Raw genomic sequence first — 13897 nt, 5'->3', positions numbered from 1 at the left:
GTGTGTTGTGTGTGTGTGGGGGGTGGGTTGTGTTGTCTGTTTTGGTTGTGTTGGTCTGGGTCGGGGGGGGGGGGTGGTCGTTGTGATCTCGCCACACCCCCCCCCCCCCCCCCCACCCAGACCTTCGGGAGGGGCGGGGGGTTGTGCGAGTTTCCGGTGTGGTGTCCCTCACATATGACGTGGAGGCGGGTGTCGTGTCCATACGGGTACCCCACGGGCCGCCGTACCAGGGCTGGACGAGGACGCCGACCCGCTGTCGCACGGAGGCGGTCGGGCCGGGCCGCTGCTGCCCGAGCAGGTGGACGTCAACCTGCATGGCGAGCGTGGAGAACTCCATGATCCCCGGAGCTCGCGCCCGCTCTCCGTCCGAGGCCTGCGACCGCCGCTGCGCGCCTCCTGCCGGCCGCCCTTGGCAGGCAGATATTACCGACGAGTTGACATTGAAACACCAAGGACCACCGCTATCATCACACCACCTGCGGAACACCTCCTGCGGAGCTACCGTCGGCCGACAACAGCGGCCGCCGGGCAACCGAAGCAGCACATCCATGAACGACGACAGGGGCAGAGGGCTCTTCCATCCGGAGCCCTCGGTTCGTCCGACACGGTGGTGACGGCGGTCGAGCGGTCCTTTCTCCACGAAGGTCTCCCCACCGACTTCTGAGAGAGTCCGCATGGCGAGAGACCGCTTCACCCCCGATTTCGACCCCGACGGCGGGGACACGCTCCTCAGCTCCGCGCGCCAGGACATCGCCGTCGGACGCTGGCAGAGCCTGCGCGACCTGTTGCGGGCCACCGGCCCCGCGTGGCCCGTGCGCGGTCATCGGATGCGGCTGCTGGCGGCGGCCTGCGTGGACAACTCCTCGGTCGAGGCCTGGCTGGCCGCCGAACCCCGCGGCGGTGACGCCCTGGTCCTGCGGGCCGCCACCGAGGTCGCCAGGGCCTTCCACCTCGCCGGTGCGGCGGGCGGTGACGCCCCGGTCGAACGGCGCCGGGTCGACCAGGCCGTGATGGCGTGCCTCCAGGGCGCCGAGGCCTACCCGGACGACCCCACGCCCTGGATCTGCCTCATCTCCGTCGCCCGGCTCTATCCCGACGGGGTGCGCCGTCAGGAACTCGGGCGCTGGTGGGACGAGTTGCACGCCCGTGATCCGTACAGCGTGGAGGGGCACCTCCAGGTGCTGCACTACTACTCGGCGCGCTGGCACGGGTCGCACGGCCTGATGTACGACTTCGCGCGGGACGCGGCGGCCGTCGCCCCGTCGGGCTCCGCGCTGCCGGTCCTGCTACAGGTCGCGCGCGTGGAGGAGTACCGCGCCGCGCTGGACGAGGCGAACGGCAGACGGGACACGCCCGCCGGGTTCGACCGGCACTGGAACCACGACGAAGCCGTGGGCGACGTGCGGCGGAGCTGGCAGCGCTGGCTCATCGCCCGCTCCGAGGGGCCACCCGCGCCCGAAGAGGTGCGGCACTTCAACTACCTGGCGCACGCGGCCTGTTACGCCGGACTCCCGGACCTGGCGGGTCCGCTCTTCCGGATGGTCGGGCCGCGCGCCAGCCGCTCGCCCTGGTCCTGCACCGGCGATCCGGAGAAGGAGTTCGTGAAGTGGCGCAAGCGTTCGTCGCGCGGCGCCTGAGCCACTTCACGCGCCCCTGATCCGACGGGGTACCGCGGGTACTACAGGTCGAACTCGTGCGGCGGCAGGTCGAGCGCGAAGCACGCCTCCCGCACCACGGCCTGCTCGGTCTTGTCGAAGTCGCCGTCGGCGCCGCCGATCACGATGCCGATCTGGATGACGGCACGTGCCTCGGCGGGCTTCTTCTTGGCCTTGGCGACCTCCTGGAGGACGCTCACCTTGCCGAAGGCGAAGTCGGCGGTCAGCTTGTTCAGGTTGTCGTCGAAGCGGCGGCGCAGATCGTCGGCGTCGAAGTTCTGCAACACCTCGTTCGTGGCGATGAGCTGGGCGACGCGCTGCCGCTCGGACGGATCGACCGACCCGTCCGCCGCGGCGACGAGCGCGCACATCGCCATGCTCGCGTCGCGGAAGGCACCGCTCTTGAGATCGTTCTTCTTCGCCACGAGCTGGGTCTGCATCGTCGACGCGGACTCCTTGATGCGGTCCCACAGGGCCATGAGAACTCCATACGTTGGGAGAGGTCCGGTCCGCCCGCGGGCGGACCGGAAACCTCCTCGGTTTCTACAGCATCGTAGAAACTAGCGGACCGGCGTGGAAGTTCCGGTGGCGTTCCACTCGGCGATCACCGGATGCCCGTGTTCGGTGGACAGCCGGCTGACCGTTCCCGTCGACAGCTGGAACAGCCGTCCGGCGTCCGCGGGGAGCCCGAGCCGGCGGGCCGTCAGGACCCGCAGGAAGTGCGCGTGGGCCACCAGGACCACGTCGCCGGGGTGGTCGCCGAGCGCCGCGTCCACGCGGGACAGGACCCGGTCCGCGCGTTCCCCCACCTCCTGCGGGGACTCGCCGGGGTGACCGTCGGGGCCGGGCGGCACTCCGTCCTCCCACAGCACCCAGTCGGGCCGGGTGCGGTGGATCGCACGGGTGGTGATCCCCTCGTAGCTCCCGTAGTCCCACTCGTGCAGATCGGGGTCGGTCACCAGTCCGGTCAGGCCCGCGAGTTCCGCGGTCCGGACCGCCCGCCCGAGGGGGCTGGTGAACACCTGCGCGAAGGACTGCCCGGCGAAGAACGGTGCGAGGGACTTGGCCTGTTCCTCGCCGTGCTGGGTGAGCGGCAGATCGGTCCAGCTGGTGTGCCGGCCCGTCAGGGTCCACTCGGTCTCGCCGTGGCGGACCAGTATGAGGTCGCCCATGACCGGGCCTATTCCGCGGACTCGACGGCGTGGCCGCCGAACTGGTTGCGCAGTGCCGCGATCATCTTCATCTGCGGCGAGTCGTCCTGGCGGGAGGCGAAGCGGGCGAACAGCGACGCGGTGATCGCGGGCAGTGGTACCGCGTTGTCGATGGCCGCCTCGACGGTCCAGCGGCCCTCGCCGGAGTCGTCCGCGTAGCCGCGCAGTTTGTCGAGGTGTTCGTCGTCGTCGAGGGCGTTGACGGCGAGGTCGAGCAGCCAGGAACGGATGACCGTGCCTTCCTGCCAGGAGCGGAAGACCTCGCGTACGTCGGTGACGGAGTGGACCTTCTCCAGGAGCTCCCAGCCCTCGGCGTAGGCCTGCATCATGGCGTACTCGATGCCGTTGTGGACCATCTTGGAGAAGTGGCCGGCGCCGACCTTGCCGGCGTGGACGAAGCCGGCGTCGCCCTCGGGCTTGAGCGCGTCGAAGACGGGCTGGACGCGTGCGACGTTCTCGGCGTCGCCGCCGACCATCAGCGCGTAGCCGTTCTGAAGGCCCCAGACGCCGCCGGAGACGCCGGCGTCGACGAAGCCGATGCCCTTGGCGGCCAGTTCCTCGGCGTGCTTCTCGTCGTCGGTCCAGCGGGAGTTGCCGCCGTCGACGACGGTGTCGCCGGGCTCCAGCAGGTCGCCGAGCTGGTCGACGGTGGACTGGGTCGCGGCGCCGGCGGGCACCATCACCCACACCACGCGCGGAGCTTCGAGCGCGCCCACGAGTTCTTCGAGGCTGTGGACGTCGGCGAGTTCCGGGTTGCGGTCGTATCCGATGACGGTGTGGCCTGCGCGGCGGATCCGCTCGCGCATGTTGCCGCCCATCTTGCCGAGACCGATGAGCCCCAGTTGCATCGCGGTCATGTCGTTCACTTCTTCCGGAGAGAGCGGTACGCGGCCACGAGGGCGGCGGTGGAGGGGTCGAGGCCGGGTACGTCGGTGCCTTCGGTGAGGGCGGGTTCGACGCGTTTGGCGAGGACCTTGCCGAGTTCGACGCCCCATTGGTCGAAGGAGTCGATGTCCCAGACGGCGCCCTGGACGAAGACCTTGTGTTCGTAGAGGGCGATGAGCTGGCCCAGGACGGAGGGGGTCAGTTCGCGGGCGAGGATCGTGGTGGTGGGATGGTTGCCCTGGAACGTCTTGTGGGCGACGAGGTCCTCGGGCACGCCCTCGGTACGGACCTCGTGGGGTGTCTTGCCGAACGCCAGCGCCTGGGTCTGGGCGAAGAAGTTCGCCATCAGCAGGTCGTGCTGGGCGGCCAGGCCCGTCTCCAGTTCACCGACCGGGTTGGCGAACCCGATGAAGTCGGCCGGGATCAGCTTGGTGCCCTGGTGGATCAGCTGGTAGTAGGCGTGCTGACCGTTGGTGCCCGGGGTGCCCCACACCACCGGTCCGGTCTGCCAGTCCACCCGCTCGCCCTGCCGGTCGACGGACTTGCCGTTGGACTCCATGTCCAGCTGCTGGAGGTAGGCGGTGAAACGGCTGAGGTAGTGCGAGTAGGGCAGCACGGCGTGGGACTGCGCGTCGTGGAAGTTTCCGTACCAGATGCCCAGCAGGCCCAGCAGCAACGGCGCGTTGGACTCGGGGGCCGCGGTGCGGAAGTGCTCGTCGACGAGGCGGAAGCCCTCCAGCGTCTCCCGGAACCGGTCCGGACCGATCGCGATCATCAGCGACAGGCCGATCGCCGAGTCGAAGGAGTAGCGCCCGCCGACCCAGTCCCAGAACTCGAACATGTTGTCCGTGTCGATACCGAAGTCGGCGACCTTCCCGGCATTCGTCGACAGCGCCACGAAATGCCGGGCCACCGCCTCCGGACCGGCCTTCAGCCCCGACAGCAGCCAGGACCGCGCCGACGTCGCGTTCGTGATCGTCTCGATCGTGGTGAACGTCTTCGACGCGATGATGAACAGCGTCTCGGCCGGGTCCAGGTCACGCACCGCCTCGTGGAGGTCGGCGCCGTCCACGTTCGACACGAACCGCACCGTCAGACCGCGGTCGGTGAAGGAACGCAGCGCGTCATGAGCCATCGCCGGGCCCAGGTCGGAGCCACCGATCCCGATGTTCACGACGTTCTTGATACGCCTGCCGGTATGACCGGTCCACTCACCCGAACGCACCCGCTCCGCGAAAGCGGCCATCCGGTCGAGGACCGCGTGGACGGCCGGGACGACGTTCTCCCCGTCCACCTCGACCACCGCGTCCCGCCGCGCACGCAACGCCGTGTGCAGGACCGCACGCCCCTCGGTCGCATTGATCTTCTCACCACGGAACATCGCGTCCCGCAGACCGAACACACCCGTCGCCACGGCGAGTTCCTGGAGCAGGGCGAGGGTCTCGTCCGTGATCAGGTGCTTGGAGTAGTCGATCCGCAGATCGCCCACCTGCACGACATAGCGCTCGGCGCGGGCGGGGTCGGTGGCGAACAGTTCACGCAGGTGCGTGTGGAGCATGCCGTCCGCGCGGTGGTCCTCCAGGGCCACCCACTCCGGACGCCGCGTGAGCTTGGGGGAGTCAGGCATGACGGGCGTTCTCCTTGGTGCCCTCGCCCCGCAGGGCGATGGCGTACATCTCGTCCGCGTCGAGGCGGCGCAGTTCCTCGGCGATCAGTTCGGAAGTGCTGCGTACCTTCAGGGCGAGGGTGCGCGGGGGCTGTCCGGGCAGGGTCAGCGTGGCCAGCGGACCCTCCGGGCGGTCGATGACGATCTCGCCGGCCGCCGTGCCGAGCCGTACGGCGGTGACCACGGGGCCGCCGGTGACGACCCGTTCGACCGGGACGTCGAGCCGTGTGCCCAGCCAGCGGGCCAGCAGCTCGGCGCTCGGGTTGTCGGCCTCGCTCTCGACGGCGGCCGAGGTCACCTTCGTACGGGCCTGGTCGAGCGCGGCGGCCAGCATCGAACGCCACGGCGTCAGCCGCGTCCAGGCCAGGTCGGTGTCGCCCGGCGCGTAGGAGGAGACCCTGGCGTCCAGGGCCGCGAGCGGCGCCTCGACGGCGTACATGTCGGTGATGCGGCGCTGGGCGAGGGCGCCCAGCGGGTCCTTGGCGGGCACGCTGGGCGCGTTCACCGGCCACCAGACGACGACGGGCGCGTCGGGCAGCAGCAGCGGCAGCACCACGGAGTCGGCGTGGTCGGACACCTCGCCGTAGGTCCGCAGGACCACCGTCTCACCGGTGCCGGCGTCGGCGCCCACCCGGATCTCGGCGTCGAGGTGCGAGTTGGTGCGGTCGCGCGGGGTGCGGGCGTGCCGCTTGATGACGACCAGGGTGCGCGAGGGGTGTTCGCGGGAGGCTTCCTCGGCGGCCTTGATCGAGTCGTAGGCGTTCTCCTCGTCCGTGACGATGACCATCGTCAGGACCATGCCCACGGCGGGGGTGCCGATGGCCCGGCGCCCCCGCACGAGCGCCTTGTTGATCTTGCTTGCCGTGGTGTCGGTCAGGTCGATCTTCATGGCCTGCGCCAGCTCCGTCCGTCTCGTGCGAGCATCTCGTCGGCTTCCTTCGGACCCCAGCTGCCCGAGGGGTACTGCGCGGGCTTGCCGTGCGTCTCCCAGTGCTCCTCGATGGGGTCGAGGATCTTCCAGGACTCTTCCACCTCCTGGGGACGGGGGAAGAGATTGGCGTCGCCGAGCAGGACATCCAGGATCAGCCGTTCGTACGCCTCCGGGCTGGACTCGGTGAACGACTCGCCGTAGGCGAAGTCCATCGAGACGTCCCGGATCTCCATGGAGGTACCCGGCACCTTCGAACCGAAGCGGACCGTCATGCCCTCGTCGGGCTGGACGCGGATGACGATCGCGTTCTGGCCCAGCTCCTCGGTGGCCGTCGAGTCGAACGGTGAGTGGGGCGCACGCTGGAAGACCACCGCGATCTCGGTCACCCGCCGGCCCAGACGCTTGCCCGTCCTCAGGTAGAAGGGGACACCCGCCCAGCGGCGGTTGTCGATCTCCACCTTGACGGCCGCGTAGGTGTCGGTCGTCGACCCGGGGTCGATGCCGTCCTCCTGCAGGTAGCCGCGTACCCGCTCGCCGCCCTGCCAGGCCGCCGCGTACTGTCCGCGCACGGTGTGCTCGCCCAGGTTCTCCGGGAGCCTGACCGACTTCAGGACCTTCAGCTTCTCCGTCAGCAGCGACTCGACGTCGAAGGCGATGGGCTCCTCCATGGCGGTCAGCGCCATCAGCTGGAGCAGATGGTTCTGGATGACGTCCCGGGCCGAGCCGATGCCGTCGTAGTAACCGGCCCGGCCGCCGATGCCGATGTCCTCGGCCATGGTGATCTGTACGTGGTCGACGTACGACCGGTTCCAGATCGGCTCGTACATCTGATTGGCGAAGCGGAGCGCCAGGATGTTCTGGACGGTCTCCTTACCGAGGTAGTGGTCGATACGGAACACCTGCTCCGGGTCGAACACCTCGTGCACGATCGCGTTCAGCTCCCGCGCGCTGGCCAGGTCGTGACCGAACGGCTTCTCGATGATCGCGCGCCGCCAGGAACCCTCCGGCGCGTCCGCCAGCCCGTGCTTCTTCAGCTGCTGGACGACCTTGGGGAAGAACTTCGGCGGGACCGAGAGGTAGAAGGCGTAGTTGCCGCTGGTGCCCCGGGAGGCGTCCAGCTCCTGCACGGCGTCGCGCAGCTGCTTGAACGCGGCGTCGTCGTCGAAGTCGCCCGGGATGAACCGCATGCCCTCGGCGAGCTGCTGCCAGACCTCCTCACGGAACTCCGTCCGCGCGTGCTCGCGCACCGAGTCGTGCACCACCTGCGCGAAGTCCTGGTCCTCCCACTCGCGGCGGGCGAACCCGAGGAGCGAGAAACCCGGCGGCAGCAGACCCCGGTTGGCGAGGTCGTACACGGCCGGCATCAGCTTCTTGCGGGAGAGGTCACCGGTGACACCGAAGATCACGAGACCGGAGGGGCCCGCGATGTGCGGCAGACGGCGGTCACGCGGGTCACGCAGCGGGTTGTCCCAGTCCGCGCCGGGCTCGGACGAGGTCCTCGGCGCGGCGGGCGCGGGCCTCACTGCGCGCGGTTCCACGGCCTGGTCACCGGATCCCTCCGGCGTGGCGGCCGCATCCTGCGGGGCACCGTCGGGAAGCGCTTCACTGTTGGTCATTCCCCCTCGACTCCCTTTCCGCTCAGCGAGACCTTCACCGCGTCGAGCAGATCGCCCCACGCGGCCTCGAACTTGGAGACGCCCTCGTCCTCCAGCTGCTGGACGACCTCGTCGTACGAGATCCCGAGCCGCTCGACGGCCGCGAGGTCGGCGCGCGCCTGGGCGTAGCCGCCGGTCACCGCGTCGCCGTGGATGTCGCCGTGGTCGGCGGTGGCGTCGAGCGTGGCCTCCGGCATGGTGTTGACCGTGCCCGGCGCGACCAGCTCGTCGACGTACAGCGTGTCCTTGTACGCCGGGTCCTTGACGCCCGTCGAGGCCCACAGGGGGCGCTGCTTGTTGGCGCCCGCCGTGGCGAGGGCGGTCCAGCGGTCCGCGCCGAAGACGTCCTCGTAGGCCTCGTACGCGAGACGCGCGTTGGCCAGCGCCGCCCTGCCCTTGAGGGCCAGCGCCTCGTCCGTGCCGACCTTCGCCAGCCGCTTGTCGATCTCGCTGTCGACGCGGGAGACGAAGAAGGAGGCGACGGAGTGGACGGTGGCGAGGTCGACGCCGGCCGCCCGGGCCTTCTCCAGCCCGGCCAGGTAGGCGTCCATGACCTGGCGGTAGCGCTCCAGCGAGAAGATCAGCGTGACGTTGACGCTGATGCCGAGGCCGACGACCTCGGTGATCGCCGGGAGGCCCGCCTCGGTCGCCGGGATCTTGATCATCACGTTCGGGCGGTCCACCAGCCAGGCCAGCTGCTTGGCCTCGGCGACGGTCGCGGCGGTGTGGTGGGCCAGGCGCGGGTCGACCTCGATCGAGACCCGGCCGTCACGGCCGCCGGTCGCGTCGTACACCGGGCGCAGGATGTCGGCGGCGGCGCGGACGTCCGCCGTGGTCATCATCCGGACGGCTTCGTCGACCGTCACGCCGCGCACGGCGAGCTCGGCCAGCTGCTCCTCGTAGCCCTCTCCGGAGCCGATGGCGGCCTGGAAGATGGAGGGGTTGGTGGTGACGCCCACCACGTGCTTGGTCTCGACGAGTTCGGCGAGGTTGCCGGACGCGATGCGCCGCCGTGAGAGGTCGTCCAGCCAGATGGAGACGCCTTCGTCGGAGAGGCGCTTCAGGGTTACCGCGGTCGCGGTTGCTTCGGTCACAGTGATCATCTTCCTTGGTGCGATCGGATCAACCGCGGGCGGCGGCGAGAGATTCCCGCGCGGCGGCGGCGACGTTCTCGGCGGTGAAGCCGAACTCGGCGAACAGGGTCTTGGCGTCGGCGGAGGCACCGAAGTGCTCCAGCGAGACAATGCGTCCGTGGTCACCGACGTAGCGGTACCAGGTCAGGCCGATGCCCGCCTCGACCGCCACGCGGGCCTTCACGGACGGCGGAAGCACGCTCTGCCGGTACTCGGCCGACTGCTCCTCGAACCACTCGACGGACGGCATCGACACCACCCGGGTGCCGACCCCCTCGGCCTCCAGCAGCTCGCGCGCCTCCACCGCGAGGTGCACCTCGGAACCGGTGGCGACGAGGACCACGTCCGGCGTTCCGGCGGACGCCTCACGCAGCACGTAACCGCCCTTCGCGGCCTCGGCGTTGACCTCGTAGGTGGGCACGCCCTGACGGGTGAGGGCGAGTCCGTGCGGGGCCGGGTTCGTGGCGTGCCGGCGGAGGATCTCGGCCCAGGCGACCGTCGTCTCGTTGGCGTCGGCAGGGCGCACGACGTTCAGACCGGGGATCGCGCGCAGCGAGGCGAGGTGCTCGACCGGCTGGTGGGTGGGGCCGTCCTCGCCGAGCCCGATCGAGTCATGCGTCCAGACATAGGTGACGGGCAGCTGCATCAGCGCGGACAGCCGGACGGCGTTGCGCATGTAGTCGGAGAAGACCAGGAAGGTGCCCCCGTAGATGCGGGTGTTGCCGTGCAGCGCGATGCCGTTCATCTCCGCGGCCATCGAGTGCTCGCGGATGCCGAAGTGGACGGTACGGCCGTACGGGTCGGCCTCCGGCAGCGGGTTGCCCTCCGGCAGGAACGAGGAGGTCTTGTCGATGGTGGTGTTGTTCGAGCCCGCCAGGTCGGCCGAGCCGCCCCACAGCTCGGGGAGCACACCGCCGAGCGCCTGCAGGACCTTGCCCGAGGCGGCCCGGGTCGCGACGGAGGCCCCGGGCTCGAAGACCGGCAGCGCGCTCTCCCAGCCCTCGGGCAGCTGGCCGGCGACGACGCGGTCGAAGAGCTTCGCGCGCTCGGGCTGTGCGGCGCGCCACTCGGCGATCCGCTTGTCCCAGGCGGCGTGCGCCTCGGCGCCCCGGTCGAGGGCGGTGCGCGCGTGCGCCAGTACGTCGGCGTCGACCTGGAAGGTCCGCTCGGGGTCGAAGCCCAGCACCCGCTTGGTGGCGGCGATCTCGTCGGCGCCGAGCGCGGAACCGTGGGAGGCCTCGGTGTTCTGCGCGTTCGGGGCCGGCCAGGCGATGATCGTGCGCATCGCGATGATCGAGGGGCGCCCGGTCTCGGCCTGCGCCGTCCGCAGCGCCGTGTGGAGCGCGTGCACGTCGATGTCGCCGTCCGCGGTGGGCTCGATCCGCTGCACGTGCCAGCCGTACGCCTCGTAGCGGCCCAGGACGTCCTCGGAGAAGGCCGTCGCGGTGTCGCCCTCGATGGAGATGTGGTTGTCGTCGTAGAGGAAGACGAGGTTGCCGAGCTTCTGGTGGCCCGCGAGCGAGGAGGCCTCGGCGGAGATGCCCTCCTCCAGGTCGCCGTCCGAGACGATCGCCCAGATGGTGTGGTCGAAGGGGGACTCGCCCCGAGGGGTCTCGGGGTCGAACAGACCGCGCTCGTAGCGGGCGGCCATCGCCATGCCCACGGCGTTGGCGACACCCTGGCCCAGCGGACCGGTCGTCGTCTCGACACCCGCGGTGTGCCCGTACTCGGGGTGGCCCGGCGTCTTCGAGCCGTGGGTGCGGAACGCCTTCAGGTCGTCCAGGTCCAGTTCGTAGCCGGACAGGAAGAGCTGGGTGTAGAGGGTCAGCGAGGTGTGGCCGGGGGAGAGGACGAAGCGGTCGCGGCCGGTCCACTCCGGGTCGGCCGGGTCGTGCCGCATCACCTTCTGAAAGATCGTGTACGCGGCCGGTGCCAGGCTCATCGCGGTCCCGGGGTGACCGTTCCCGACCTGCTGCACCGCGTCCGCCGCCAGGAGACGAGCGGTGTCGACGGCACGCCGGTCGAGTTCGGTCCACTCGAGACCGCCGGGGGAGCGGTCCGGGGTCTGGGTGCTCTGCTGCGCGCTCATCTTCAAGAAGTCCTCGTGGGAAGCGTCTTAACTGCTCGGACGCGTTCAAACTTAAAAGTCTGACTTTTGCCGGGAAAGGTGCCCCTGTGTCAGCCTTCGGTGAAAGTGGGACACGCAGTGCCGCACCGAGACGACGCGAGAAGGACATGGCAGACAGAACCACCCAAGGCGGTGCCGGGGGCGAAGAGGCCCAGGACGGGATCAGGACCTTCCCCTTCCCCACCGACCTGAGCCTCTCCGGCGTCGGCATGCAGATCGGCGCGATGGGGACGGGCCACACCTGGCACGTGGACGCGCCCCTGGAGCGGGTGCACCGCATCGACTTCCACGTCGTGATGCTGTTCCACGAGGGTCCGGTCCGGCACATGATCGACTTCGCCGAGTACGAGGTCGCCGCGGGCGACATCCTGTGGATCCGGCCCGGCCAGGTGCACCGCTTCTCCCGCACCGACCGCTACCGCGGCACCGTCCTGACCATGCAGCCCGGCTTCCTGCCGCGGGCGACCGTCGAGGCGACCGGCCTCTACCGCTACGACCTGCCCCCCATACTGCGCCCCGACCCGGAACGGCTCGCCGGCCTGGAACACGCGCTGGCCCAGCTGGAGCGCGAGTACGTCGACACCACCACGCTGCCGCTCAGCCTGCACACCGCGGTGCTGCGGCACTCCCTCACCGCGTTCCTGCTCCGCCTCTCCCATCTCGCGGCGAGCTCCGCCGAGGCCGACCGCGAGCGCGCCGACACCACCTTCACCCGCTTCCGGGACGCGGTGGAGAAGGACTTCGCCACCAACCACAGCGTCAGCGCGTACGCCGACGCCCTCGGCTACTCCCGGCGCACCCTGGTGCGCGCGGTGCGCGGCGCCACCGGGCAGACCCCCAAGGGCTTCATCGACAGGCGGGTGGTCCTGGAGGCCAAGCGGCTGCTGGCGCACACCGAGATGCCGATCGGCCGCATCGGCGTGGCCGTGGGCTTCCCGGACTCCGCGAACTTCTCGAAGTTCTTCCAGCAGCACACGGGGACGACCCCGGTGGTGTTCCGGGCGGAACTGAGCTGACCGAGGGGGCGGCCGGAGCCGGGCCGGGCCGACCGAGGGGGCGGGCCGTGCGGCCCGCCCCCTCGGCACCGGTTCACGGTGCGCGGCCCGACTCCGCCGTCAGTGGCCGAAGTCGAACCAGTTGACGTTCACGAAGTCGGCGGGCTGGCCGCTGGTGAACGTCAGATAGACGTCGTGGGTGCCGGTGACGCCGGTGATGTTGGCCGGGACCGTCCGCCAGCTCTGCCAGCCCCCGGTGTTGCCCACGGCGAAGCTGCCGACGGGCGTGCTCGTACGGCTGTCCAGGCGCACCTCGACCAGACCGCTGACGCCGCTCGCCGCACCGCTCGCGACCCGGGCGTAGAACTGTCCGGCAGCCGAGGAGCCGAAGTTGACGCCCTTGTAGAGCGCCCAGTCACCGTTCGCCACCGAGCCGATGTCCTGGCCGCCGCCGGTGTCCGTGGTGGTCTCGGCGATGGTGCCGGACTGGCTGTCGTGCGACTCGGCCTGGATGGTGTTGTAGGCGTCGCGGTTGCCGGTCGGCGGCGGCGTGGTACCGCCCCCACCGGCCTGTAGAACCTGGACGTAGTCCACCACCAGCGGGTGGCCCGGTACCGTGCCGGCGTCGGGACCGCCGCCGAACGCGGCCGGGAAGCCGCCGCCCATCGCCACGTTCAGGATGACGAAGTAGCCGTGGTCGGTGGCGTTCGCCCAGGTGGTCGCGTCCACCTGGTTCGCCTTCACCGTATGGAAGTTGACACCGTCGAGGTAGAAGCGGATCTCCTCGGGACTCGTCGACCTGTCCCACTCCATCGCGTACGTGTGGAAGCCGGCCTGGCAGGTCGTGCCGGCACAGGGGGTGTTGCCGCCGATACCGCTCGTCTCGTTGCACGGGCCGCCCGGGTTGGTGCCGCAGTGCATCGTGGCCCACTCGGTGTTGAGGCCCTGGACGTTCTCCATGATGTCCAGCTCGCCGACGCTCGGCCAGTTCTGGTAGTTGCCGCGGTAGGGCGCGCCCAGTGCCCAGAAGGCGGGCCAGTAGCCCTTGGCGGCGGCGCCGGTCACGTTCGGCATCTGGAGCCGTGACTCCACGCGCAGTCTGCCGCCGGCCGGCGGCCGGAAGTCGGTGCGGGTGGTCTCGATGCGGCCCGAGGTCCAGTTGCCCGCGCCGTCGCGGCGCGGGGTGATCAGCAGGTTGCCGTTGCCGTCCAGGGCGACGTTGTTGGTGCTGGAGGTCACCGTCTCGACCTCGCCCGTGCCCCAGTTGGCGGCGCCACCGGGATAGCTGGTCCCGGTGTCGTACTGCCAGTTGGAGGTGTTGACACCGGTCCCGGCGGCTCCGTTGAAGTCGTCGACGAAGACCTGGGACCAGCCGGAGGGGGGAGTGGGAGCGGAGGCGTTCGCGGGGAGGGTGGCGGCCGCGGCGGCGGCGGCCACCAGGCTCAGGGTGCCGAGGACGGCCACCAGGGTGCGCCGCAGTGGGCCGCGTCTGACGAGGGTGCCGGAGGGTTCACGCATGGGTGCCTCTCAGGTACGGGGTGGGGGTGCGCGGGTGCTGGCCGCGGGGGGGGGGGGGGTGCGGGGGTCGGCGTGGCGGGCGCAGGTGCCCGGCCCCCCCCCCACACACCCCGCGACACG

The 13897-nt window shown here is 70.4% G+C and carries 11 protein-coding genes; 2 read left to right on the top strand and 9 right to left on the bottom strand.

The features are described 5' to 3' along the window. Nucleotides 1–674 precede the first annotated feature (674 nt). The gene (locus tag ACFV2J_RS26000) at nt 675–1637 is read left to right on the top strand and encodes a hypothetical protein (protein WP_385097537.1); all 963 of its coding nucleotides are present in this window, start codon (nt 675–677) and stop codon (nt 1635–1637) included. A gap of 41 nt (nt 1638–1678) precedes the next feature. Here the strand turns inward: ACFV2J_RS26000 and ACFV2J_RS25995 are convergent, their stop codons facing one another. The 8 genes from ACFV2J_RS25995 to tkt form a co-directional block, all read right to left on the bottom strand. Continuing rightward, nucleotides 1679–2134 (bottom strand): TerB family tellurite resistance protein, encoded by a 456-nt coding sequence (locus ACFV2J_RS25995; protein ID WP_359496697.1) that lies wholly within the window; start codon nt 2132–2134, stop codon nt 1679–1681. An 81-nt stretch (nt 2135–2215) separates the two neighbouring features. Beyond that, complete coding sequence (locus ACFV2J_RS25990; RefSeq protein ID WP_385097533.1) at nt 2216–2827, bottom strand: histidine phosphatase family protein; 612 nt, start codon at nt 2825–2827, stop codon at nt 2216–2218. Between the two features lie 8 nt (nt 2828–2835). Then, nucleotides 2836–3714 carry a phosphogluconate dehydrogenase (NAD(+)-dependent, decarboxylating) gene (gene gnd / locus ACFV2J_RS25985; protein ID WP_329529210.1) on the bottom strand — a complete coding sequence of 293 codons (879 nt, stop codon included), beginning with the start codon at nt 3712–3714 and terminating at the stop codon, nt 2836–2838. Between the two features lie 14 nt (nt 3715–3728). Beyond that, nucleotides 3729–5378: a glucose-6-phosphate isomerase gene (gene pgi / locus ACFV2J_RS25980; RefSeq protein WP_385440882.1), complete on the bottom strand. Its 1650-nt coding sequence runs from the start codon at nt 5376–5378 to the stop codon at nt 3729–3731. Further along, entirely contained in the window at nt 5371–6306 is a 936-nt protein-coding gene (gene opcA, locus ACFV2J_RS25975) for a glucose-6-phosphate dehydrogenase assembly protein OpcA (protein ID WP_385093908.1), read from the bottom strand. The genes pgi and opcA overlap by 8 nt, the downstream gene beginning before the upstream one ends. Next, nucleotides 6303–7964 carry a glucose-6-phosphate dehydrogenase gene (gene zwf, locus ACFV2J_RS25970; RefSeq protein ID WP_385093911.1) on the bottom strand — a complete coding sequence of 554 codons (1662 nt, stop codon included), beginning with the start codon at nt 7962–7964 and terminating at the stop codon, nt 6303–6305. Before zwf ends, opcA begins: the two co-directional genes overlap by 4 nt. Further along, nucleotides 7961–9106, bottom strand: coding sequence for a transaldolase (gene tal / locus ACFV2J_RS25965; RefSeq protein WP_385093914.1), 1146 nt, complete (start codon nt 9104–9106; stop codon nt 7961–7963). The genes zwf and tal overlap by 4 nt, the downstream gene beginning before the upstream one ends. Before the next feature lie 19 nt (nt 9107–9125). Then, nucleotides 9126–11225 carry a transketolase gene (gene tkt / locus ACFV2J_RS25960; RefSeq protein ID WP_385093917.1) on the bottom strand — a complete coding sequence of 700 codons (2100 nt, stop codon included), beginning with the start codon at nt 11223–11225 and terminating at the stop codon, nt 9126–9128. Between the two features lie 146 nt (nt 11226–11371). On the opposite strand from tkt, the gene ACFV2J_RS25955 reads away from it, so the two are divergent. Then, on the top strand, nt 11372–12280 hold the full coding sequence (locus ACFV2J_RS25955) for a helix-turn-helix domain-containing protein (RefSeq protein WP_385093920.1): 909 nt from the start codon (nt 11372–11374) through the stop codon (nt 12278–12280). Between the two features lie 99 nt (nt 12281–12379). On the opposite strand, the gene ACFV2J_RS25950 is transcribed toward ACFV2J_RS25955, so the two are convergent. Then, nucleotides 12380–13777 (bottom strand): glycoside hydrolase family 16 protein, encoded by a 1398-nt coding sequence (locus ACFV2J_RS25950; RefSeq protein ID WP_385097507.1) that lies wholly within the window; start codon nt 13775–13777, stop codon nt 12380–12382. Between the last annotated feature and the right edge of the window lie 120 nt (nt 13778–13897).

Origin of the sequence: Streptomyces sp. NPDC059668, from assembly GCF_042734135.1 — a bacterium.
In the GTDB taxonomy this organism is placed as follows: Bacteria; Actinomycetota; Actinomycetes; order Streptomycetales; family Streptomycetaceae; genus Streptomyces.
This window is presented reverse-complemented; position numbering and strand designations above follow the sequence as displayed.